The organism is Owenweeksia hongkongensis DSM 17368 (genome assembly GCF_000236705.1).
GTDB lineage: Bacteria > Bacteroidota > Bacteroidia > Flavobacteriales > Schleiferiaceae > Owenweeksia > Owenweeksia hongkongensis.
Map to the genome: position 1 here is coordinate 3,101,839 of NC_016599.1, position 24,541 is coordinate 3,126,379.

General features: G+C 41.0%; 17 protein-coding genes and 2 tRNA genes. 12 read left to right on the plus strand and 7 right to left on the minus strand.

What is annotated here, in order from left to right; all coding sequences use genetic code 11:
• Nucleotides 1-2: 2 nt before the first annotated feature.
• The 4 genes from bamA (at nt 3) to murI (ending at nt 4,464) form a co-directional block, all read left to right on the plus strand.
• Nucleotides 3-2,507: an outer membrane protein assembly factor BamA gene (gene bamA / locus OWEHO_RS13700; protein WP_014203086.1), complete on the plus strand. Its 2,505-nt coding sequence runs from the start codon at nt 3-5 to the stop codon at nt 2,505-2,507.
• 22 nt (nt 2,508-2,529) lie between these two features.
• A complete protein-coding gene (locus OWEHO_RS13705) occupies nt 2,530-3,039 on the plus strand; it encodes an OmpH family outer membrane protein (protein ID WP_014203087.1) in 510 nt (169 codons plus the stop codon).
• 24 nt (nt 3,040-3,063) lie between these two features.
• Entirely contained in the window at nt 3,064-3,582 is a 519-nt protein-coding gene (locus OWEHO_RS13710; RefSeq protein ID WP_014203088.1) for an OmpH family outer membrane protein, read from the plus strand.
• A gap of 78 nt (nt 3,583-3,660) precedes the next feature.
• Nucleotides 3,661-4,464: a glutamate racemase gene (gene murI / locus OWEHO_RS13715; RefSeq protein ID WP_014203089.1), complete on the plus strand. Its 804-nt coding sequence runs from the start codon at nt 3,661-3,663 to the stop codon at nt 4,462-4,464.
• Here murI and OWEHO_RS13720 read toward each other — a convergent pair.
• The 6 genes from OWEHO_RS13720 to OWEHO_RS13745 all read right to left on the minus strand — a co-directional run bounded on the left by OWEHO_RS13720 (nt 4,461) and on the right by OWEHO_RS13745 (nt 10,823).
• Nucleotides 4,461-5,219: an alpha/beta fold hydrolase gene (locus OWEHO_RS13720; protein WP_014203090.1), complete on the minus strand. Its 759-nt coding sequence runs from the start codon at nt 5,217-5,219 to the stop codon at nt 4,461-4,463. The two genes, murI and OWEHO_RS13720, sit on opposite strands and share 4 nt — an antisense overlap.
• 91 nt (nt 5,220-5,310) lie before the next feature.
• Nucleotides 5,311-6,717: a TolC family protein gene (locus OWEHO_RS13725; protein WP_014203091.1), complete on the minus strand. Its 1,407-nt coding sequence runs from the start codon at nt 6,715-6,717 to the stop codon at nt 5,311-5,313.
• Nucleotides 6,714-8,063 (minus strand): HlyD family secretion protein, encoded by a 1,350-nt coding sequence (locus OWEHO_RS13730; RefSeq protein ID WP_014203092.1) that lies wholly within the window; start codon nt 8,061-8,063, stop codon nt 6,714-6,716. The genes OWEHO_RS13725 and OWEHO_RS13730 overlap by 4 nt, the downstream gene beginning before the upstream one ends.
• Nucleotides 8,056-9,786, minus strand: coding sequence for a peptidase domain-containing ABC transporter (locus OWEHO_RS13735; protein WP_014203093.1), 1,731 nt, complete (start codon nt 9,784-9,786; stop codon nt 8,056-8,058). Before OWEHO_RS13735 ends, OWEHO_RS13730 begins: the two co-directional genes overlap by 8 nt.
• 81 nt (nt 9,787-9,867) lie before the next feature.
• The gene (locus OWEHO_RS13740) at nt 9,868-10,131 is read right to left on the minus strand and encodes a hypothetical protein (protein WP_014203094.1); all 264 of its coding nucleotides are present in this window, start codon (nt 10,129-10,131) and stop codon (nt 9,868-9,870) included.
• A gap of 50 nt (nt 10,132-10,181) precedes the next feature.
• Nucleotides 10,182-10,823: a TetR/AcrR family transcriptional regulator gene (locus tag OWEHO_RS13745; RefSeq protein ID WP_223252692.1), complete on the minus strand. Its 642-nt coding sequence runs from the start codon at nt 10,821-10,823 to the stop codon at nt 10,182-10,184.
• A gap of 209 nt (nt 10,824-11,032) precedes the next feature.
• On the opposite strand from OWEHO_RS13745, the gene OWEHO_RS13750 reads away from it, so the two are divergent.
• The 5 genes from OWEHO_RS13750 (at nt 11,033) to OWEHO_RS13770 (ending at nt 15,629) form a co-directional block, all read left to right on the plus strand.
• A complete protein-coding gene (locus OWEHO_RS13750) occupies nt 11,033-11,614 on the plus strand; it encodes a hypothetical protein (protein ID WP_014203096.1) in 582 nt (193 codons plus the stop codon).
• Between the two features lie 145 nt (nt 11,615-11,759).
• Nucleotides 11,760-13,796 (plus strand): methionine--tRNA ligase, encoded by a 2,037-nt coding sequence (gene metG / locus OWEHO_RS13755; RefSeq protein ID WP_014203097.1) that lies wholly within the window; start codon nt 11,760-11,762, stop codon nt 13,794-13,796.
• A 42-nt stretch (nt 13,797-13,838) separates the two neighbouring features.
• Nucleotides 13,839-13,910 (plus strand) — tRNA-Arg (locus OWEHO_RS13760).
• A gap of 76 nt (nt 13,911-13,986) precedes the next feature.
• Nucleotides 13,987-14,058, plus strand: a tRNA-Arg gene (locus tag OWEHO_RS13765).
• 161 nt (nt 14,059-14,219) lie between these two features.
• Nucleotides 14,220-15,629 (plus strand): alpha/beta fold hydrolase, encoded by a 1,410-nt coding sequence (locus tag OWEHO_RS13770; RefSeq protein WP_014203098.1) that lies wholly within the window; start codon nt 14,220-14,222, stop codon nt 15,627-15,629.
• A 4-nt stretch (nt 15,630-15,633) separates the two neighbouring features.
• Here OWEHO_RS13770 and OWEHO_RS13775 read toward each other — a convergent pair whose 3' ends face one another.
• Nucleotides 15,634-17,592 carry an ABC-F family ATP-binding cassette domain-containing protein gene (locus OWEHO_RS13775; RefSeq protein WP_014203099.1) on the minus strand — a complete coding sequence of 653 codons (1,959 nt, stop codon included), beginning with the start codon at nt 17,590-17,592 and terminating at the stop codon, nt 15,634-15,636.
• A 27-nt stretch (nt 17,593-17,619) separates the two neighbouring features.
• Between OWEHO_RS13775 and OWEHO_RS13780 the strand changes: the two genes are divergently transcribed.
• The 3 genes from OWEHO_RS13780 (at nt 17,620) to OWEHO_RS13790 (ending at nt 24,511) form a co-directional block, all read left to right on the plus strand.
• On the plus strand, nt 17,620-18,015 hold the full coding sequence (locus OWEHO_RS13780; RefSeq protein WP_014203100.1) for a DUF983 domain-containing protein: 396 nt from the start codon (nt 17,620-17,622) through the stop codon (nt 18,013-18,015).
• Between the two features lie 253 nt (nt 18,016-18,268).
• Nucleotides 18,269-23,335 carry a LamG-like jellyroll fold domain-containing protein gene (locus OWEHO_RS18000; RefSeq protein ID WP_014203101.1) on the plus strand — a complete coding sequence of 1,689 codons (5,067 nt, stop codon included), beginning with the start codon at nt 18,269-18,271 and terminating at the stop codon, nt 23,333-23,335.
• A 654-nt stretch (nt 23,336-23,989) separates the two neighbouring features.
• On the plus strand, nt 23,990-24,511 hold the full coding sequence (locus OWEHO_RS13790) for a phage tail protein (protein ID WP_014203102.1): 522 nt from the start codon (nt 23,990-23,992) through the stop codon (nt 24,509-24,511).
• Nucleotides 24,512-24,541 lie beyond the last annotated feature (30 nt).

Consider the following 24,541-nt stretch of genomic DNA (forward strand, 5'->3'; position numbering starts at 1 on the left):
GAATGCGTAGAATCCTACTAGGTCTGTTTTTGACCTTAAGTCTATTTGAGCCGATATATGCCCAAATTAGTACCGACAAAAAACTCAATGAACTTTCCATATCTAGTCCAAAGGAATACGAGATTGGTGGTATTACCATTACTGGTTCTGAGAATTTGGACAATCAGATTATTACACTAATTAGTGGACTTCAGGTTGGAGATAAAATCACCCTTCCGGGGGAAGAAACCACCAAGGCTATCAAAAACCTTTGGCGTCAAAAGCTTTTTGATGATGTAGGTATTTACGTTACTGAAATTAAGGGGTCTTTAATATTTCTTGAGATAAGACTTACCGAGCTTCCAAAGCTTAGTAAATATGGAATTAGAGGTATTAAAAAATCAAAGCAAAACTCGCTTCGTGAAGAGCTGGACCTTAGTGCTGGTGCTATTGTGACGGAAAACCTTATCATAAGCACTCAAAATACAGCTAGAGAGTATTTTGTAGAAAAAGGGTACTTAAATGCTACAGCTACTGTTACCAAGAAACCTGATACTACTCGCGGAAACTCTGTTATCATAGAAATATCTATTGATAAAGGGGAGAAGGTGAAAATCCAGGACATCAACATTACGGGTAACGAAAAGTTGACAGACAAGCAGGTGCGTAAAGCTATGGATGAAACCAAGCGTAAGCGCATTTGGAACATCTTTAAAAGCTCAAAGCTTAAAAAGGAAGATTATGAGACCGACCTTAAGCTGATTGTCGAAAAGTACAATAGTGAAGGTTACCGAGATGCGAGGATAGTAAGTGACTCCATTTATCAAATCAATGAAAAGCGAATCGCAATAGATATTGAAATTGAGGAAGGACAGAAATATTATTTTAGAAACATTACTTGGCTGGGAAATACAAAGTACAGCACAGAAACTCTTGCTGAGGTTTTGAAAATAAGCAAAGGTGATGTGTATGATGCTACCTACTTACAAGAGCGACTTTTTGCCGATCCTACAGGTGGTGATGTAAGCTCCTTATATCTGGATAATGGATATCTGTTTTTTGACCTAAACCCTGTGGAGGTAATGGTAGAAAACGATTCTATTGATATAGAAATGAGAATCCGTGAAGGAAGACAAGCTACTGTGAGAAGCGTGACTGTGGTAGGAAATGATAGAACCAATGACAAGGTTATCATGCGAGAGCTAAGAACCAAGCCAGGTGAGCTTTTCCGTAGGTCAGATATTCAGCGTAGTATGCGAGAATTGCAACAGCTTGGATTTTTTGAGCCAACAGAGCTAAATGTAAACCCACAACCAGATGCTGCCACAGGTACAGTGGACATTGAATACTCTGTAGTAGAGCGATCAACTAGCCAATTGCAGCTCGAAGGAGGCTGGGGTGGAGGAAGTATAGTTGGTACTTTGGGCTTAAGCTTCAACAATTTCTCGGCAGCAAATCTTTTTAATAAAAAGGCATGGCAGCCATTACCTTCTGGGGATGGACAAACCATCAACTTGCGAGCTACCACAAACGGTACCTACTACCAGGCATATTCAGCTTCATTTACTGAGCCTTGGTTAGGGGGTAAAAAACCTACATCGCTTACCGTTTCTATGTATTACAATATCCAAAGTAATTATCAGTCTAAGCAAAGTGATGACTATGGTGATTTGAGGGTAACTGGATTTACAGTAGGATTGGGTAAACGACTTAAGTGGCCGGATGATTATTTCACACTTTATCAGGGAATAGATTTACAGCGCTATAACCTTAATAATTATGGAGGTCAATTGCTAGGCTTGAGTTTTTCGGATGGGTTTATTAACAACATAAACTATAGAGTGACCTTGGGAAGAAACAGTACGGATTACCCGATTTACCCAAGAAAAGGTTCATTGTTTAATATTACCGGAGAATTTACACTTCCATATTCTTTATGGAATGATAAAGATTACGATAACATATCGGATCAGGAGAAATTTAAGTTTTTGGAGTATTATAAAATTAAGGTGAACAGCAGCTGGTTTACAGAGATATTTAACAAAACCGTAATCAAGATGGCTGGTGAATTTGGTTACTTGAGTTTTTATAATCAGGATGTTGGTTTACCACCTTTTGAGCGATTTTATGTGGGAGGTGATGGTCTTCAAAACTTTAGTTTGGATGGACGTGAAGTTGTTGGTCTGAGAGGTTATCCAAACTTCTCCGTTGTTCCAACAGATGTGCAGCCTACTGAAGCAGGTTCAGTATATACCAAGTTTACTTTGGAACTGAGATATTTGATTACTGAAAACCCGAATGCGCAGATTTTTACACTCGGATTTATTGAGGGAGGAAATGACTATGCAAGATTTGATAACTACGAACCGTTTAAACTAAAACGATCGGCTGGTTTTGGATTGAGAATATTTATGCCAATGTTTGGTTTGCTTGGTGTTGATTTCGGATATGGATTTGATAATATTCCAAATCAAGGCTTCGAGCCAAGTGGCTGGAACACTCACTTCATTATTGGTCAGCAATTTTAAAATAACTAATTTCGCCCGCCTTATGAATAAGACTCTGTTTCTGATAGTTGGACTGGTTTTTGGATTGCAGGTTTCTGCTCAGCGTTTCGGTATTGTTGATAGCGAAATGATCCTTAATAAAATACCAGAATACGGACAGGCTCAGCAGCAGCTCAATCAGCTTTCTACAAATTGGCAAGGAGAGGTTGAAGCTTTGTATTCAGAGCTTGATGCTTTGAAACAGGCTTACAATGCAGAGAAAGTTCTTCTTACCGAAGAAATGCAAAAGGAAAAACTGAAGGAGATTGCTGATAAGGAAAAAGAAGCAAAAGAGTTGCAGCGTAAATACTTTGGTCCGGAAGGGGATGTGTTTAAAAAGCGACAAGAGTTAATAAGACCAATACAAGACCAGATTTATAGTGCGGTGCAAGATGTGGCGCGCAGGAGAAAGCTGGATGTGGTTTTTGATAAAAGTAGTGCCTTGATAACTTTGTACAACAACGGAAAATCCGACATTAGTGACGAGGTGCTCGAGAAAATGGGATATAATTAAAAAAGAAAAATACCTACAACAAAGATGAAAAAGCAACTTACCGTATTGGCTCTGGCCTTTGGAATGTTAGTGAGTTTTGGAGCAGCAGCTCAGCAAAAGATTGGACACATTAATGCTGATGAGCTATTGCAAATGATGCCAGAAACTAAGGCGGCTCAAACTCAATTGGAGGCTTACGGTCGCCAGTTAGAGAAAGATTTGAAGGATATGGAAACTGAGCTTCAAGCTAAGATTGCCAAGTATCGTGAAGATGATAAGATGATGACCAACCTAAGCCGCGAAACTCGTACCAAGGAGATTCAGGAACTTCAAGGTCGTATTCAAGAGTACAGCATGGCTGCTCAGGAAGATCTTCAAAACAAGCAAGTAGAATTGCTTACTCCGATTATTGAAAGAGCAACTACTGCTGTTCAAAATGTAGCTAAAGCAAATAAATTTACCTACATCCTTGACTCTTCTGAAAGCAAGGCTGTTGTGATTTTTGCTGAAGGTGGCGAAGACATTATGGACAAAGTAAAGAAGGAATTGGGCATTACTGAGTAAGCCATAATTCTTTAAAAAGATATATTAGCATCCCGATAAGGAAATCAATCCTTATCGGGATTTTTACTTTCTACTACCTTGAACAGACCTATTGGAATATTTGACTCGGGCGTTGGCGGGCTTACCGTAGCTGCTGCTATTCGTAAGTTTTTGCCTAATGAATCATTCGTGTATTTTGGAGATACCAAGCACTCACCTTATGGTGATAAATCGGATGAGACTATTCGTAATTACTCGGAAGAGATAACCCGGTTTTTGATTAGTCAAAATTGTAAGGCCATAGTAATTGCTTGTAATACGGCTTCGGCCTTGGCGTATAATTACTTGGTAGAAAACCATCCTGATATTCCAATAATAAATGTGGTAGACCCTGTGGTGGCTCATGTCGGGAGTAAAATCAATAACAAGGTTGGGATTATTGCCACCCGCGCTACTACCAAGTCAGATATCTATCGAAAGAAACTTAGAAGATTAAACCCAAAACTTCATGTAGCGGCCGCTGCCACTCCTTTATTAGTAACTATAGTTGAAGAGGGTTTTGTAAACACAAAAGTTAGTGCAGGGGCAATTGAGGCCTATTTAGGAGTCAAAAAGTTCTCAGATGTAACCACCGTAATCTTAGGGTGCACGCACTTTCCTCTTTTGCAAAAGGAAATAGAAAGTTTTTTTGGGGGGCGTGCTGAGGTGGTTGATTCGCCTGAGTTGGTGGCTCATCATTTAAAACTTCAGTTGCAGAAAGCAGGACTCTTGTCACAGGAGACCGAGGCGAATTACCACTTTTATGTTTCTGAAAAAACGGACGCATTTGCGCGTACCGCAAAAATGTTTTTTGGTGCAGATATAAAGTTGGAAGAAAAGACGCTTCGTGTAAACGGGTTTTAGTTTTCTAAAAACTCAGAAACTGTAGCGTAAAATTCCTTAGGCTTTTCGGCATGTAGCCAGTGGCCGGCTCCTTCTATAGTTTCTAATTTTGCATCGGGAAAATGGCCCAGAATGTCATCCCATTCTTCATCCTTTATGTACCATGATTTTCCTCCTCGTACAAAAAGAACATCGCCATTATAAATAGCATTTGGCGGAAGAGCCTCACCTACCTTTTCAATTTCGCGAGCGATTACAGGTACATTAAATCTCCAGGCAAGCTCTCCCTTTTCTTTCCAGTAAAGGCTTTTTAGTAAAAACTGTTTGGTGCCGGGGTCGTGTATTCCAAATTGCTCTTCGGCTTCACCTCGTGAGCTGATGTTTGGCAAGTCAAGACTAGTAAGCGCCTCAAGTATTTGTTGATGATGTGGTTTGTATGATTTTGGGCCAATATCCGCAACTACCAGCTTGAGCACTTTGCCTGGGTTTAGCGTAGTAAAATGCATAGCCACTTTACCACCCATACTGTGGCCAATAATGTTTGCTTTTTCAATATTGTGCTCTTCCAAATATTCCAACAAGTCATCACTCATGGCTTCATAAGAAAACACATCACTATGAGGACTGCGTCCATGGTTGCGCATGTCCAGTAAATGAACCTCATACTCTTTTGACCATTTTCGGCCTAAAGTCTGCCAATTATCGCCCATGCCAAATACGCCATGCATGATGATGAGAGGAGTGCCTTCGCCAGATATTTGAGAATATAGTTTCATTATAATTTGAATTTATTGACTTGTGCTCTAAAAGCTTCTTGAAACAAATGTTTTGAGCTGCAAAGAAAAGAGCTTTTTGATAATAAAATCCTTAAGGACTCAAAACCCCTAATGCATGCTGTGTGGCCAGTTCCGCTTTTTGATTTTTAGCAGTTAACTCCACCAGCTTAATTTGTGCATTGATATAAGCCATCTCTCGTGAGTTTATCATAAAAAGCGAGCTCTCACCAATATTGAAGAGCCTGTTTTCGCCTTGCAAAAGTTGATTATAATTCTGTGTTGTTTTTCGATATTGATTCACTTGGTTGGCGGTAGTGTTCCATGAGTTAATGGTATTGATGGCTTTGTTTTGCAGCTCAGCTTTTTTGGTACTCCTTTGCAACTCTGTTTCGGTAATCTTCAGTTTCGCCAATTGCAGTCCTGCGCGTTCTTTTCTTAGCAAAATAGGCATGCTAAAAGACAGCCCCCATTTGTAGTTGTTGATGCTATAATTTTCCATTACATCCCCATTTATTGGTTCGGCTATGGCGTTATAATTTAAGTCAACAGTGGGTTTAAGCTGCTCTTGTTTCCATCGCCTTTCTACCTGAAGCTCTTGCACTTTATAATTATATATTAAAAACTGTGGGTGAGAATCAATTAGGCTGTCCATTTGGCCCACTAACTCAGGCCGTACAGTAGTAGAGCTTATTGTTTGCGAAGATGGAGGAGTGGTATTGTCTTCTAGTTCCAATGGAATATTACCATCCTGCCAAAGAAATACACCCAGCTGGGCCGTTGCATTTTGATATTCAAGCTCTGCATCCCATAAAGACACTTGGCGATTTTGTACCTGAATACTTGCTTCAAGTGTATCAATGTAAGGCCTGTCACCTAGCTGTGCACTTCTTTGTATAGCTTCAAATCGGAGCTGTGCGGTGGTGTAAGCCTCTTTGTACACCAATAGTTTATTAAAGCTTTCAAACCATGCCCAATAGGTTTTACCAGCTTCGTAAAGCAAATCATTCAGCATGGCTTTTTGTTCTGCCTGAGTACTCTGAGCATAAATTTGAGCTTTGCGCAAAGCCGCTCTTCGTTCGTCAATAAACAAACCCTGACCAAGCGGCACCGAGATTCCAGCATACCAAAGCCCAGCATCGGGCACGTAATGCTCCGGATTCAAGTACTTGCCCTCATTTAGTTCATAACCTCCTTTTAGCTCCACGCCAAACCAAGTTGGAACTTTTAGTCCAGCATCTATCAAACTATAATACTTGTCTCCCGAAAAATATTTCTGATTCACATCTGCTCCAGCTTTTGGTTCAAAACCTGCTCGGGACTGTAGCAAGGTGGCTTCACCAAAACTAGAACGGAGCTGAGCCTGCAATGCTAATGGATGGTGCTCACTAACCCGGTCTGTATATTCCTCAAAAGTGAGTACGGTGTCGGGCTGCTGAGCTGTTGCAAGGTTGATTTGCAAAAACACAAAAACCAGTAATATTAACCTTATTACTTTCATTTTTCAGCAGGTTTTTGTGGTGAAGCAGCTTTGTAATAATCCGGAGGGAAACCATTGAACCTACGCCACAGTTCGTACCAAATCATCACATCTTTTAATAGGAGCATATTTCGTACTCCTCCACCTACACGAAGGGCTTCAGGCCAGGGTTCAGCTTCTGGGTCTGGGGCTACCAGTAAGCGAAATTTACCATTGGGACTGATGAAGTTATCAATGGCAAATACCTTTCCGCCAAAGGTGCCGTAGCTGGTGTTGGGCCACCCTGAAAATACAATGGCGGGCCATCCATCAAATTGCAATCTTACTTTTTGACCTTTTTCAATCAAGGGTAAATCTATAGGGTCAACGTACATGGCTACAGCCAAATCATACTCTGATGGCATGATGCTCACAATTTCGCTGCCTTCTTTTATGGTTTCGCCAATACCGGATTGGATAGCCTGCGTAACATAACCACTCTGAGGCGCTGTGATGTAATAATACCCAGCTCGAACGGAGTAGTTTTTGAGCTGATTCTCCATTTTGTTAACTGTAATTTCGGCATCGTACATATTGCTCATTGCCGTGTATTTGTCACTCTCCGCTTTGGCAATGGCATTTCGGTATTGGGTTTCCAAGGACACAATTTCTACTTGAGCATTAAGCAATTCATTGCGGGTGGTCAACAATTTATTCTCAGCAGAAATCAACTCAGCTTTCGCCTTTTGAGCCTTTAGTTTTCTCGACTCCAGGTCGGTAAGTGATTTTAAACCTTCCTGTTGAAGTTGCTCCATACGCTTCAATTGTTCTTCGGCAATGTTTGCATTGATACGCGCAGCTTCCAAATCGATACTGTCGGTCGCAATTTTGAGTTCAGCTTGGCGAAGCTTATTTTCTGTTTGCTCAAGCTTCAACTTGCTGGTTTCTTTTAAAGCTGCAATTTGAGCCGTTAGAGCTTTTACTTTTTCATTGTAAGCTTTTACGCCTTCTTGCTTAGATCCAAGTTGCTTTTCAGTTCGAGGTAATAATTCGGGATCAAAATATGCGTCCTTTACTTCAGAAATAAAAAGGATCGTATCACCTTTTTCTACAAAATCACCTTCTTGCACGTACCACTTTTCAATACGTCCGGCTATGATGGAATGTATAGTTTGCGGACGTTGATCAGGCCTTACTGTAGTTACCGTTCCTGGTGCTTGTATATTTTGAGTCCAAGGTAGGAGCAGGGTGAGAAAAAGCAAAATTGAAAGGCCGATAAGAATTTTGATAAACACTTTACCAGACTTTTTACTTTCCACGTATCTGAGTGAGCTAAGGTTTCTTCTGCTCACCATTTTTGTTACACTTTTGGGTGAAATGTTAAGCATTGTCCTCAGGGTTTTCGGTTAGTAGATTTTTCAATTCCGCATAGGTGCCAAAGGCTTCAAGGTGTCCATCTTTTAGGTAAATTATTCGATCAAAAACTTTGGCATATTGCTGGTCAGAAGACGCAATAATCAGAGTCCACCCATGCTTTGGGTCGGTAAGAAAGTCGTTTAGATCATGGCTTTCTTTAAAGCTTAAATAGCGGAATGGATTTTTGAGCAATAGCAACTTTGGGCGGTGTGCAATGCTGCGGGCCATCATTAGTTTTTGTGCAATACTCTTGGGGAGTTTTCGCCCTTCAGGATCCATAAGTGTATTATAGCCTTCGGGTAGTTGGCGAATAAACTCGGTAAGCCCCACGTTTTTACTTGCCCATTGTACATCTTCAAAACTCACATCTTCGCGGCCCATTGCTATGTTTTCCATAAGGGTGCCCTCAAAAATGTCATCCTCATGAAAGTAGCTCCCAATCCTTGCCCGAAGGAGCTTCATATTTAGGTTTCCTGTGGGCAAACCATTGTATGCGATGGAGCCATCAGTAGGGTCAAACAATCCGGCAATCAGCTTTAAAAGGGTAGATTTTCCTGTGTCACCATGGCCGGTGAGCATTATTTTTTCACCAGCTTTTATACTGAGCGAAATATTCTTTAGAGTAGTTTGGCGGTTGTTCGGGTACTTAAATGAGCATTCAGAAACATCTATAGCCATTGGTTCACCCAAGTCAGCTTTCAAGTCGCTGGGGCCCGAAAGTTTTTCAAGCTCTAAATCTGTAACCTGCCCCACTTTTTCTAATGAAGTAAGTACATCATAAATAGTTTCCATGGCCATGATAAGCTTCTCGATAGACGTCATCACCAACAGGATGATGATTTCTGCAGCCACGAATTGACCAATATTCATCTGCTGATCCATTACCAAAAGGCTACCAATGATGAGTAGCCCGGTGGCGACTAGCACCTTGAAAAACACCATGAAAGAAAATTGACGAAGCAGGATCTTAAAATGCCCTTCGCGATTTCTCAAGTATTTTTCAGTAAGATCATTGGTGCGGTTTAGCACAAGGTCACTATCGCGGGTCATTTTGAAAATGGAGATGTTGCGCGCGACTTCTTCGAGCCAATGAGCTACTTGGTATTTTTGAGCTGACTCTTCAAGGCTAGTTTTCATACCAAGCCTAAAAGTTGCAGCAAAAATCAAATAAGCCAATAGGGCAAGGCCTATGCTAAAGGCAATAAAAAAGGGATGGTAAAACGATAAAAGGATGAGTCCAAAAACTCCCTGTAATAAAGCCGTGGAGAAGTCAATCAGAATTTTGGAAAGCCCTTTTTGAATGGAAACGGTATCGAAAAAACGATTCATCAACTCAGGCGCATAATGGCGGTACAGGGCCTCTGCTTTTATTCGCGGTAAGCGAAAAGAAAACTCAAAAGCTGCACGGGTAAAAATCTTTTGCTGCAGATTTTCTGTAATACGCAACTGAAACACTTGAAGTATCCCCGTAAGGGCCACTCCTGAAATTACAAACGCGATGAGCACCACTAATGAGGTGCTCATTCTGCCACCTTGAATGAGGTTAATGATAGCCTGTATTCCGAGTGGAAGGGAAAGGTTTATAAGACCACTAAAGATCGCCAGAACGTAGACGTTTACAATCTCTTTTTGATCTGGCTTTAGCAAACGCCAAAAGCGCTGCAAAGGTGTAAAGGCTGGATCGTATGCCTTCATAAATGCAATATTTTAAAATTGAAATAAGAAACGATGCTACCCAACTGAAAAGCTGGGAAAATCAAGAGGAATTGTGGAGCCTTAAGATAGCTCGGGAGGGGGAGTTTGCACCATTTCTACCCACGAAAGTGGAAGAAGAGATTCATCCGTAAAAACACTGGAAAGTGGCTTTCCAGAATTTATTTGAGAAACATCATTGGATAGGTCTAAATTGAGATTTAGCCACTTAGCGTGATGTTGCTCATTTATTTCGTTAATCTCATTTATTTCTGATAAAGCAAACCAAGGAATATCTGGCAATGGACGATTGGCCATTACAGTAAGAAATATCAAAGCTGAAAGCATGATGCCAACTTTGAACCTCAAAAATGGGGTGATATGATTTCTATTTCCTTTCACTTTAAGTTGAGTGCCTTTTTGGCTAATTCTAAATAAAATGGAGTGATTAAGTCTTCTTTTTTATCAACGTCAGTAAGCCTGGGTAGGTGCTCGCTAAAATGCCTTTGGAGGTGAGATCCTTCCAAAATAGTAGAGACCAACATGTGAGGGCAACGATAGTTCGGATCTATTTCAAGAATAATGTCACTTACTACAGAAACTAGTCTCTTATAATCTGAAAAAACCCCAAGCTTGTTTTCATTGTCCACATTTTTATTGAGGTAGGCTTTGGGCGATTCAGCAATTACTATTCGCTGAAGTTTTACTTCGCTCACATGTGCAAAAGTGGAATCTTCAGCGGCCACCTCGGTGAGTAAATTGATCGCTCGCGTTAGGCGCTCTTCTGGATTTTCAATATTTGCGAGCTTTAATGATAGCTTGTATTCCATCCATCCCCAGTACCATCCGGTGAGGTATAAAAGGAGCTTGTTTTTACTCTCAAAATATCGGTATATCGAAGCTTCGGAAGAGCCAATTTGCTTACTGAGCTTTTTAAAATTGAAGTGCTCATAACCCAATTCATCCATCATCTGTATGCTGGTATCAACTATGTTTTGACCCAACTCGCTTGAGTTAGGGTCTTTTAAGTGAGTGTTCACATTTACTTGGATGCTGATATTTGGTAGCACTTGTTTTTTTCTTGTTAATAATGAATGCAAATATAGTAGTAATACTTTCAATATTGCAAGTAGGTTTTTAGAGAATGATAGATTTAATTCTAATTAGAGGAGGGGAAGGAGTCTTACAAAGCTTTGTTTTTTGTGTTATTTTGGTCTTTCAATTTTAGAATCAATTAAAAAATAACAGAATGAAAAGTTGGAAAAACTTGAAAATGCTGGGCTTAGCACTAATAATGGCTATGATGTCTGGGTGTGGAAAAGATGATAAGGATGATGATCCTACACAGGATGATGTTACGATCACAAAGAAATATTACATAAAATCAAAGATCGATGCGGAGTGGAAACTGAATCAGACTGGGGCTAAAAATTGGTGCCAAGTAGGAAATGGCCTTTGTTACTCAAATATTAATGGAGGCTTTTTTGATGAGGTAAGTATTTTTATACTTAAAGAAAACCATCACTTTACAGAAGGTAACATTCCATCACTAATAGGAGATACTATTTCATTTGATCAAGATGAGGATTACTACGCTTATTTTAGTTGGGGCGAGAATGGAAAGATATGGTCTTCACTTAATACCAACGCTTCGCAAAAGGATAGCTACCTCTATATTCAAAATGTTGAAGAAGACGGTAGTCACTCGGGGTATAAATGTTTTAAAGTAACTGGAACCTTTAAATGTATGGTTGGTGATTTGGATCAAACCATTACAAAACCGTTAACAGAAGGTGTTTTCAGTATTAGAGTCTCGGAAGAAGATGTTTAACAATTTCCTTACTCGAATAAATTAAAGGTCCTCAAGGACCTTTTTGGTTTGATAGTGTGTAGTTTATTAATGAACAGACAAGATGTTGCTCTTGTCTAAGTGTTCCATACTTTTGCCAATTCGAAAAAAAATGAAATCGAGACGAATGTCAGATCCCAAAAGATATACAGTTACAGCAGCATTGCCTTATGCAAATGGACCGGTTCACATTGGTCACTTGGCGGGCTGCTATCTTCCGGCCGATATTTATGTGCGCTATTTGCGTCAAAGAGGCAAGGATGTGAAATTTATTTGTGGAAGCGATGAGCATGGTGTGGCCATTATTATGAAGGCCAAGGCTGAGGGCGTTACTCCACAAGAAATTGTAGATAAGTACAACGGTATAATGCAGTCCGCTTTCGCGGAATTTGGGATTAGCTTCGATATTTACTCTCGTACTTCAAAGAAAATCCACCACGATACGGCTTCTGATTTCTTCTTAAAACTATATGAAAAAGGATGTTTTGAAGAAAAAGAAACTGAGCAATATTATGATCCTGAGGCCGACCAGTTTTTGGCTGACCGATACATTGAGGGAACTTGCCCCAACTGCGGTTTTGAAAGCGCTTATGGCGATCAGTGTGAAAGTTGTGGGACTTCATTAAACCCAACGGAGCTTAAAGATCCACGCTCAAAGTTGAGTGGAGCTAAACCGATTTTGAAAAAGACCAAGCACTGGTTTTTGCCTCTAGATCACCTTAGCGGAAAAATCAAGAATTACATTCAACAGCATAAAGACTGGAAGCCTAATGTATATGGCCAATGTATGAGCTGGCTGGAAGACGGGGCAGGCCTGCAAGCTCGATCTATGACCCGCGATTTGGACTGGGGTATAAAAGTTCCATTAAAAGATGCAGAGGGAAAAGTTCTTTACGTATGGTTTGATGCTCCGATTGGTTATATCTCGGCTACCAAAGAGTTGATGGGCGATGATTGGGAAAAGTATTGGAAAGATGAGGATACTTCCCTAGTTCATTTTATTGGTAAGGATAATATTGTTTTTCACGCTATCATCTTCCCTGCTATGCTTATGGAGCATGGCGACTTCATTTTAGCAGATCAAGTTCCGGCAAACGAGTTTTTGAACCTTGAAGGACAGAAGATTTCTACCAGCCGCAACTGGGCAGTTTGGTTGCACGAATATTTAAGAGATTTTGAAGGTAAGCAGGATGCTTTGCGCTATGCACTTTGTGCAGCAGCACCAGAAACTAAGGATAATGATTTTACCTGGAAAGATTTCCAGACACGCAATAATAGCGAGTTGGTAGGCATTTTTGGAAACTTTGTAAACCGTGTGCTTGTGCTTATGCAGAAGTATTACGATGGTAAAGTTCCAACAGCTCACAATTTAACGGAAGTAGACAAAGAAGTGCTAAAAGCGGTGCAGGAAGCTCCGGCTAAAATTGGCAGCTCTTTGGATAAATATAAGTTTAGAGAAGCCTTGGCTTCTTACATTTCTTTAGCAAGAACCGGGAATAAGTATTTGGCGGATGAGGAGCCTTGGAAAAAGGTAAAAACCGATGCCGAGCGTACTGAGACAATTATGTATGTAGCTGTTCAGGTGTGTGCTCAGTTGGCTCAATTAGGAGAGCCTTTCATGCCTTTCAGTTCATCTAAGTTGCGTGAGTGGCTTCAGTTGGATTTGATGACTTGGGAGGATTGCGCTATTCAGGAGTTTTTGCCAACAGGCGAAACCGTACTTCGTGGTGAGTTGCTTTTTGAAAAAATAGAAGACGAAGCAGTGGAAGCCCAACTCGGAAAACTGGAAGCAACCAAAGAAAGCAATAAGCCAAAACCTCAGGCACCAGCTTTAAAGGAAGAAATAAGCTTTGATGATTTCATGAAAATAGACATCCGCACTGGAACCATTTTGGAAGCAGAAAAAGTGAAAAAGGCGGACAAGCTATTGCAACTGCGTGTAGACATTGGTGTAGAACAACGGACTATAGTTTCAGGAATTGCGGAGCACTTTAAGCCTGAGGATATTATCGGAAAACAGGTTTCTGTATTGGCAAACCTCGCACCGCGAAAAATACGTGGCGTAGAAAGCAAAGGGATGATACTGATGGCCGAAGATGCTGATGGGAAACTGGTGTTTGCGAGTCCATCTCAAAATATAGAAAATGGCTCCATCGTAAGATAGGGTTTGTATTTTTTCTGATGTGGTTATTTTTGCCGCATCTTTGGCCCCGTAGTTCAATGGATAGAATAGAAGTTTCCTAAACTTTAGATGGCAGTTCGATCCTGCCCGGGGCTACATTTTAGTGATAGGTTAATTAGTTCGAAATAGAGTCTGGTTTACATTTTTACAAATCAACTAATTAACGATTTTCGGCTCCGTAGTACAATGGATAGTATATGGGTTTCCGGTACCTAGGATGCAGGTTCGATTCCTGCCGGGGCTACAAAGTAGGCATGGTAGTGCTGCGAATGCAGTTTTTGCAACAGCAAAATGAATCAAAGTTTATCCTGAGCGATAAGTCAAAGGGATTCCTGCCGGGGCTACTTTTTTTAATTTCTCTCAAGGCGTAAAGTTTTAGTACTTTTATGCTTACAACCCTATATTATGAAATCAAAGTTACTCTTAGCTGCATTCTGTCTATTTAGTTTGAGCCAATCTAATGCTCAAACCCACTTGCTTTCTTACCAATCTTTGGGTATTGATCAGGCATCCACTTTCAAGCCGCTCATGCCTCAGGCTATTTATAATGTGGAAACATTTAAAATCACATACAACACTGTAGATGTAGATGGAAGTCCTACGGTGGCTAGCGGTGCTGTAGTAATACCAAAGCAAAGTTCTTGTGATACATTTTCAATAGTAACATATGCTCACGGTACGGTGTTAGAAAAAGAAGATGTACCCTCTAGGAATAACCAGGAAGCTACAATCGCCAAGGTGGCGGCATCAGTTGGGGCGGTATGTGTTGCTCCAGACTACCTAGGCCTGGGTGACAATCCAGGTTTGCACCCTTATGTTCACGCTGAGTCAGAAGCTACGGCTACCATAGATGCTATTAGGGCTGCCCGCGAACTTTTGGATACTTTGGGCAAAGGAGACAACGGAGAGGTGTTTTTAGCTGGATATTCACAAGGTGGACATGCAGCAATGGCAACAGCCAAATATATTCAGGATAATAATCTGTTTTCAGAGTTTGATGTTATTGGTGCGGCTCCGGCTTCCGGACCTTATAATTTGAGTGGTACACAAGCTGCAGTTTTGCTGAGTGATCAGCCCTATAGCAACCCAGGGTATGTGTGCTATGTTTTGTTTGCTATGGAAAGAGTGTACGGCAATATCTACAATTCGTATGACGAAATTTTAAAGAGTCCTTATGATACCCTTATTCCACCTTATTTTGATGGAACATATAACATGAGTCTGGTGAATAACTTGCTTCCAGACACACTTTCAGGTTTTTTGCAGGATTCGGTTTTGGCTAATTTTAAAAATGACTCAATAGGTAAAACACATTCAATTTGGCAAGCCTTGTTGGCTAATGATAATTATGATTGGAAACCTGACTTTCCTGTAGAAATGTATTACTGCACAGAAGATGAACAGGTAGATTATCACAATTCATTGATAGCAGAAGATAGCATGAATGCCAAAGGTGCAACCTCGGTTATTGCAATTGATAAAGGTGCCTATTCTCATGGGGTTTGCGTTGTACCTTCGTTGCAGGATGCTATGTCATTTTTCTTAACGCTAAAGACGGGGTGTAATATCGGAATAGAAGAGTTGGAGTTTGAAAATCTGGAGGTTTATCCCAACCCAGTAAGTAACACATTTACGGTGAGTGGGAGTGAAAACCCCATGGACATTGAGCTTATAAATGCTGCGGGTGTATTGGTGAAAAAAGGTGTAGTAAAACCAAATGGGCAAGTTGATATTTCAAACTTACCCACCGGTATTTATTTCTTAAAACTGCAGATTGGTAATCATTTTATTACCAAGCAATTGGTAAAGCAATAATAGATTAAGCTTCTAGCTCTGCTTTGCCTGCAAGAGCTTTATCCAGTTTTGCCGCCCATTTTTCCCAATCCGCCATTGCCTTTTCAAGATTTACTTTTTTGGCTTCATACTTTTCGTAAAAGTCTGGCTCTTTGCTTAGCTTTTGAAACTGTCCCGGATCTAAAAGTTGCTTATCAATTTCCGCAATTTCCGCCTCCAGCTTTTCTACTTCCTGCTCTAGTTTTCTTACTTGATTTTCAGCTTTTCGAATGTCCTTGTCAAGCTGCTTGCGTTCCTCGTAGTTATTTGCTTTAGGCTCACTTTTGGCGGCAGCCGCAGCTTTCACTTCTGCCTGCTTTTCTACCTGGCGAAAATCGTCAAACTTGCGGGCTTCCAGATATTCATTGATGGTACCCAAAAATTCTTTCACCTCACCATTTCTGAACTCATAGATTTTGTCCACCAAATCCTGAAGAAAATAACGGTCGTGAGACACCAGAACTAAAGTTCCATCATAGTCTAGAAGTGCATTTTTTAGCATCTCTTTACTCTTCATGTCGAGATGGTTGGTAGGCTCATCCATCACCAAAAGATTATATGGACGAAGCAAAAGTTTACAAAGTGCCAATCGGCCTTTTTCTCCACCTGAAAGTACTTTTACTTTCTTCTCCACATCTTCACCTGTAAAAAGGAATTTCCCTAAGAAGTCACGAGCGCGTTTGCGCAAATCTTCAGGAGCTGCGTCTTCTATGGTTTGAAGGAGGGTTTTGTTGCCATCCAAAGTTTTGGCTTGTTCCTGAGCGTAGTAGCCAATCTCTACATTGTGCCCAATTTCCAACTTGCCTTCATGCTGAAGTTTTTCGGTTACTACCTTTACTAAAGTAGATTTTCCCTGGCCATTTTGTCCCACAAAGGCTACTTTTTCCAGTCTGTTTACCGCAAGGTTGGCATCCTTAAAAATAACCTTGTCGTCATATTTTTTGGTAAGATTTTCAGCTTCTAAAACCACTTTTCCCGAACGAGGAGCTGGAGCAAATTTGAAACTGATTTTTCTGGAATCATCAACATCAATGTCGATGCGGTCCATCTTATCTAGCTTCTTTATCAGATTCTGAGCAAAGGCAGCTTTGGACGCTTTATATCGGAACTTTTCAATAAGTTGCTCCGTCTGCTTTATTTCCTTTTCCTGATTTTTTTGCTCTTGCAGCTGCAGCTGAATACGTTCTTCACGTAGCTCGGTAAACTTGGTGTAAGGAACCGGGTAGTCGTATACCGTGCCTTGAACAATTTCAACTGTTCTGTTAGTGATATTATCCAAAAAAGTACGGTCGTGTGACACCATCAAAATAGCCCCTTCATAGCTTTGAAGAAAGCTTTCGAGCCAAACAATGGAATTTATATCAAGGTGGTTGGTAGGCTCATCCAGCAGCATCACATCATTATTTGCCAAAAGCAACTTTGCCAACTCAATACGCATACGCCACCCTCCGCTAAACTCGGTAGTTTGCCGCTCAAAATCTTCAGTTGTAAAACCAAGTCCTGTTAGGATTTTTTCCAAATCAGCATGATAGGTATAACCGCCTACCAGGCTGAAGCGCTCGGTAAGATGATTTAGCTCCTCAATAAGATCCAGGTAACTTTGGCTTTCATAATCTTCGCGAGTAGCCAGTAGATGATTGATTTCGTCAAGACGTGTCTCAATATTTTTAATTTCGCTAAATGCGGATTCGGCCTCTTCCCATACGGTACGTCCATCATAAAGAGGTAACTCTTGTGGAAGATATCCAAGTTTAAAATCCTTGGGACGGCTAATGTTTCCGGCATCTGTAGAGATTTCCCCAAATATCACCTTGAGAAGGGTAGATTTGCCTGCACCGTTGCTACCAACGAGGCCAATCTTCTCCGCAGGATTGATTAAGAATGAAATGTTTCTAAATAAGTGCCTATCATTATATTGAAGGCTGATGTTATTGATTCCTAGCATAAGTTTGCAAAGGTAAAAAGGCTAATCATGAATATACTCCCAAAAGGTTCTAAACTCTATAGTATTTTTAAATACAAGTGTCCACGCTGCCATCAAGGTGATGTATTTAAGAGCAAAAGCTCGTACAATCTACCGAAGATGTTTGATATGCACGAGCAATGCAGTAACTGTGAGCTGAGGTATGAATTTGAGCCAGGTTTCTTTTATGGTGCCATGTATGTGAGCTACGGACTTACTGTAGCTCTTGGTGTGGCTACCTATGTATTAATGCAAATGTTTTTTGAAGCATCCGTTGCTCAAATCATTTTAGTATTGATAGCAGTTTTAATCGTGGGTTCACCACTGGTTTTGCGCTTGTCCAGAATTATCTGGATGAATCTTTTTATTAAATACGAGCCAGAGAAGAGGGGAGTGAATAAATAGGGCAATTTTTAGAGGCTTCAGGAGGTATGTTAAGTTTTTCTGGAACAGTGTTTTTTTACAAATGCTAAACCCAATGCTGAAATCTATTTTGTATTAGCTCCTTTGAGTGTATTAAAAAACAAGGGTGGCAGTGTTTTGATTTTCAATAAAGAAGGGTGTTTTGATAATGTATTTTTAATATAAAGTAGATTTCCTCGGTGTTTGATTAAAGTAGTTTAGATCCCTCAGATTTTAACTACAAAACCACAACACAATGAGGATTTTTACATTTTTAATGGCACTTGTTTTGGCTAGCACCTTGTGCTTTGCTCAAAACGGCTCTCTCGATTTTGGGAGTAATAATGCCTATGTGTCTTTTGGCACAAACTCAAATTTAGGACTTGCCCAAATTACCCTGGAGGGTTGGTTTAAATGGTCAGGTCACGGCACCACTGCTTCGTCAGGATCAGGAGGTGTTATTGCTATTCCACTTATCACTAAAGGTAGGGGTGAGTCAGACGGAAATACCAGAGATTTAAACTATTTTTTTGGGATTCAATCAGGAACCAATTTTTTGTGTGCCGATTTTGAGGAGGGTACTGCAGGAAACAGCCCTGGATTAAATCATCCTATTATAGGAAATACCGCAGTTACACCAAACCAATGGTTTCATGCGGCTGCTACCTATGATGGCAGCGTTTGGAAACTTTACCTGAATGGTAATCTGCAAGGTTCAATTACTATAAATGAACCACTTCAACACTTAAGTATACAGCATGCAGCTTTGGGAGCAGCACTTAATTCTGCTGGCTCTGCTGCTGGCCACTTTGAGGGGCTGATGGATGAGGTTAGAATTTGGAGTTATGTTCGCTCAGAGTCTCAAATTTGGGATGCTGCCGATAGTGTGATTACTGGCCCTAAAGCTGGGCTAGTGGCACTTTGGAGTTTAGATGATGCAACTGGAACTTCTGTTTTTGATGCATCAGGGAATGTGGTGACAGGAACTATTTTGGGTTCGGGCTATAGCTGGAGTACCGAAGTTGCTCCTTACAATGCCACTTTGGTTCAGTCTTTAGATTTTGCAAATTCTGGTTCGTACGTAACTTTTGGAAACAATACTACCCTAGGTCTTTCAGCCTTTACGCTAGAGTGTTGGTTTCAAAAAACAGGAACAGGTTCTACAGCTTATTCTGGTACTGGAGGCGTAACAGCTTACCCTTTGCTTTCTAAGGGACGTGCGGAGTCAGATGGAAATACGAAAGACTTAAACTACTTTTTTGGAATTCAATCAGGAACCAAGTATTTGTGTGCAGATTTTGAGGAAAGTACAACAGGTGGGTATCCGGGTTTAAATCACCCAGTGGTAGGTCATACCGCAATTTTGGATAATCAATGGTACCATGCCGCTGCTACTTATGATGGCGGTACATGGAAACTTTATCTAAATGGAGTCTTAGAAGATTCTTTGGTGGTGAATGAGCCAGTGCAAAATAATAGTATAGGTCATGCCTCTTTGGCTACAGCGCTTAACTCCACAGGCTCTTCTGCCGGCCGATTTGCCGGACTTATGGATGAAGTTCGCGTGTGGGATTACGCCCGTACGGAGCAGGAAATAAGAGCAGATATAAACGAAGAAATCGTTGGTGCTCAACCAAATTTAGTAGCCCGATGGGGGATGAATAATGCTAATGGTACTACAGTGATAGATAGCTCGGGCAATGGTGTGGACGGTACCATTGTAGGAGCTGGTTACAGTTTGTCAAATGCTTCTGCTCCTTTTGATCTTGACTTTACCCCTCCCGATACAAGCAAAGCATTACAGCTAGAAGGTACTGATTCTTACGTGACCTTTGGAGACACTTCAGCGTTGGGCTTAGCTCAGTTTACCCTTGAGGGATGGGTGAAAAAAGAAGGTAGTGGAGTTACTACTTCTTCAGGTTCTGGAGGTGTTTCAGCTGCTCCGTTAATCACTAAAGGGGTTGGCGAGGTTGATGGAAGTAATAGAGATCTCAATTATTTCTTCGGTATACAATCGGGTACCAATGTGCTTTGCGCAGATTTTGAAGAAGGAGCAGGAGGGTCTTCACCAGGATTGAACCACCCAGTAGTTGGACAAACGGCTTTGCAGGATAACCAATGGTATCATGTAGCGGCAACTTATGATGGAGCCACCTGGAGTCTTTACCTTAATGGTCAATTAGATGGCACTACCACAATAAATCAACCTGTTCAAAATTTAAGTATTCAACATGCGGGCTTAGGTACTGCATTAAATTCCACTGGAACGGCTAATGGTCGTTTTAATGGAAGCATGGATGAGGTGAGAATTTGGAACTATGCTCGTAGTCAAGCACAAATTCTAGCTACAGCTAATACAGAACTGTATGGTCCACAAACAGGTTTGGTTGCACGTTGGGCATTAAACGATATTGAAGGAAATGTGGTAGCCGATAGTTCCGGAAATGGACTTGACGGGCAGCTTATCGGTTTTGGTCACAATTGGCTACAAGCCGGAGCGCCATTTAATGTAGATACCAACTTCAATATAGTTCCGGAAATTACCATCGCAGATTCTGCTACTGCTGTAGAGTGTGTAGTAGATTCAATTGTACTAAGTGTGGATGTTGACGATCTCAATTCTAAGGATGAATTGGTTGTACAGTTTTATGGTCGTCCTAAAAAGAAAAATATTGACCCATTTACCTTAATTGGTCTTCCTGATACACAGTTTTATACTGAGCAAAGTAGAGGAGGAAGTAATGCTATTTTTAAAGATCAAACGAGCTGGGTGGTTGCTAACCAAGAGGCACTAAATATTGTACACACCATGCAGCTTGGTGATTGTGTTCAAAATGGACAGAATGGTGGGAATGATATAGAGTGGAAAAGAGCGGATACTTCTATGAGTATTATGGAAGATCCTATCACCACGCATCACCATGATGGGATGTCATACACCATGTGTGTTGGTAATCATGATCAATCTCCTTTTGGTAGCGCTACTGGTTCCACCGATTTTTACAATCAGTATTTTGGTGTAAGCCGTTTTGCGGGAAGATATTATTGGGGTGGAAATTACGGTAGCAATGCGGATAATAATTATCAGCTGTTTTCTGCTTCAGGAATGGACTTTATAGTAATTAGCTTGGAGTATGATGCAAATCCAAATATATCAGTTTTGGCTTGGGCCGATAGTCTTTTGAAAGCTAATAGCAACCGTCAGGGAATTATTGTTGCTCATTATCTTATCAACACAGCCGGTAACTTTGGTTCACAAGGAGCGGCTACTTATAATGCTCTAAAAGATAATCCAAATTTATTTTTGATGCTTAGTGGGCACATAGCAGGTGAAGGTTTGCGTGCGGATACCTACAACGGAAATACAGTGTATACCATTTTGGCCGATTATCAAAGCCGAAGCAATGGTGGAGATGGTTGGTTGAGATTAATGGAAATCGATCCTTCAACTAAAAGTATGCATGTAAAAACCTATTCCCCATGGTTGAACAAGTATGAGACGGATGCGAATAGTCAGTTTACGCTAACCGATCTTAACATTCCTGGAGATGTTACTCCCTTTACTTTGATGCACACGGATTCATTAGCAGGAAATGGAATAGCTAGTTACACATGGAAAAACCTTCCGTTGGATACAACCTACCAATGGTATGTGGCAGTAAGTGACGGTAGAGACACTGTGGAGAGTTCGATATACGAATTTAGCACTGCCCCGGGAAGTACCCAAAATGAAAGCATTTGCGAAGGTGACAGCATCCTTTTGGGAGGTGCTTATCAAACCGAGGCCGGTACCTATTTGGATTTGCTACCTACAATTGATGGTTGTGATAGCGTGGTGAGTACAATATTGACTGTTGATAGTAGCTCCGTTTGTGATAATGTATCAGGCGACAGCCTGGTGATAGTAACGGAGCCCGGTTGGATGAAGAGTACCGTAACCAATACAGCAGAAGCAGGAAGTTACCCCTGGACAGGTGTAAGCAGTTTGCCAACAGTAGGCACTTATATATTACCGGCAGAGATAGGCCAGCCCTACCCATGGCACTCAATTGACAGCGTGGAAGGGGCCCATGTGTTCAAATCAGGCAATGGCGTAACCTTCTTCCGCACCACCTTTACCCTTACGGTAAATACTGGTGTGATGGCTCAGATCCGCAGTTTTATGGACGATGGCATGGAGATTTATGTCAACGGGCAGATGCTGGCAAGAGAAGATGACCGTGATGCCGACAACTTTAGAGGAGCCCAGCACCACCTAATGCTAATGGCTGATGGCAACCAGAGCAATGGAGATAATGGCGATCAGGCCTTTGATGTGGTAAACAATTACCGCATGGATAGTATGGTGCATGTAGGACAAAACGAACTGGTGATAGCTCTAAGGAATGCGCCTCAAACTTCGGACAAAGGAGGTTTTAGTTTCCGTATGGATTTGAAAACGGGCGTACCATCAGTACAGCTTTTATCACAATACATTGTGTCTGATGCCGAATGGATGAAGAGTACTGTGACAACTCCAGGCGGATCTAGCTGGAACTGGCCAGGAGTGAACAACCTTCCGGCAGCCAATACCTTTACCGAAGAGGTGGAACTGGGCCAGCCTTATCACTGGTACAGCACGGAAGAAGTACCGGGTTCATTTGCCATCAAGGCCACCGAAAATGTGACTTACTACCGCAGAAGGTTTAACATTACAGACTCTGCCAATATAAGTGCACGATTAAGGAGCACTTTTGATGAAAACCTGATGGTGTTTATCAATGATAGCCTGATAGCTGGCCACTACCAGCATGGGCTACAAAATCGAGCTATGCCGGCCCACGATGTAGATTATCCAAATGGTGGCATTCCCATAAATGGTAATGCTGGTGGAGATATGTTTATGCAGGTAGAAAATGTAGACTGGAACCAGATCTTAAGAAAAGGTGACAACTACATTACCGTAGCCTTGCAGAACAGGGCGAATGAACCAGGAGGCTTTTCGCTAAGATTGGACTTGGATCAATCTGGAGCACCAGTAATCCGGAAAGTGGATGAAGCGAATGAACATAGAAACCGAGTAGATAAAGAGGCTTTGGCTTTCAATCTATATCCTAACCCAACCACGGGCAAGGTGTATGTTGAGCTTGTTAAATCACCGTCTGATGACAATCAGGTATTGGTGTTTGACCTAAACGGAAAACTGCTTTATCAGCGTACCCTTATCAATCCTGAAACAGGCTTGATGGATATTGATTTGAAAGACTATGCTGACGGTATGTACATTATCCGAATCCGTTCAGGAGGTGAAATGTACCTTGGCAAAAGGGTGATGAAGTTTTAAAATAAAGACTTAAACTGTTTAAATCAGTAAAATCTTTGTGATGGGAGGCTGTCCGAAAAGTAGTTTTCAGACAGCCTCTTTTTTTATTGAAATTTAAATCCCGAAAATGGAAAAATCAGTCTTTTTTTGAACATGGTTAAGTGATTGTATTTCAGGCGTATGTTTTAGAAGAGCTCTCTTCATTTACAGCAGAGAGCTTTTTTGGAAACATCTCCCAGATTGGAAATTTTAGTATACATGTTGAGATCATGATCTGTTGATTACCAGTGCTTTAGTTTGTCGGTATGGTTATGGTTAATCACATTTAGCTGTCATGTATGTTTGATTCCAGTACTCTTGTAAAGTGCACCTACTCTCTAAAGTATTTTGTTGTTAGAATATTACTAATTAAAAGAACAAAACCCTTTGAATTAAATTAACAAAAACCTAAACCTTAACCCCAAATTCTGATGAGTTTACCGCTCCTGCTTTACGAATAGCTTCTCTAGTCGTAAAAATTATTGTCTCAGCACTACATGTTTTGCCTGTTTGTAGACAAACTTTCGTTTTCAAGAATCTAAATATTTTTTAATTGCCGTATTGCTTAGTTGCGAAGTATACTAGGTTCTTGCCTTATAGATTTAAACTTTAACCAATTTCTAAATTAAACTTACTATGGATCCATTTTTAGCACAAATCATCATGTTTGGAGGAAACTTTGCTCCTCGCGGTTGGGCATTTTGCGATGGCCAACTATTACCTATTTCACAATACACAGCCTTATTTTCAATACTTGGAACCACCTATGGTGGGGATGGTAGAACTACCTTTGCCTTACCTGATTTAAGAGGCCGTGTGCCTGTGCATGCAGGTTCAGGTTCAGGTCCTGGATTAAGTTTAAAACGCGTAGGTGAAAAAGGCGGAGCGGAAAATGTAACTCTTTCGGAGGCACAAATGCCTGCCCATAACCATGCAATTCATGGGTCAAACGTGGGAGGAGATGATTCTGATCCAACTACAGGAAATGGATTTGGTACTGCAGCAAACGATTTATATATCGAAACAGCGCCAAGTACAAATATGGGGTCAGGAGTGATGTCCAATGCAGGAGGAGGACAAGCGCACACAAATATGCAGCCATTTGGATGTGTAAATTTCATTATTGCCCTTCAAGGGGTTTTTCCATCTCGAAGTTGATTGTAAGTACCTCCTTAATTTCAAGGAGTT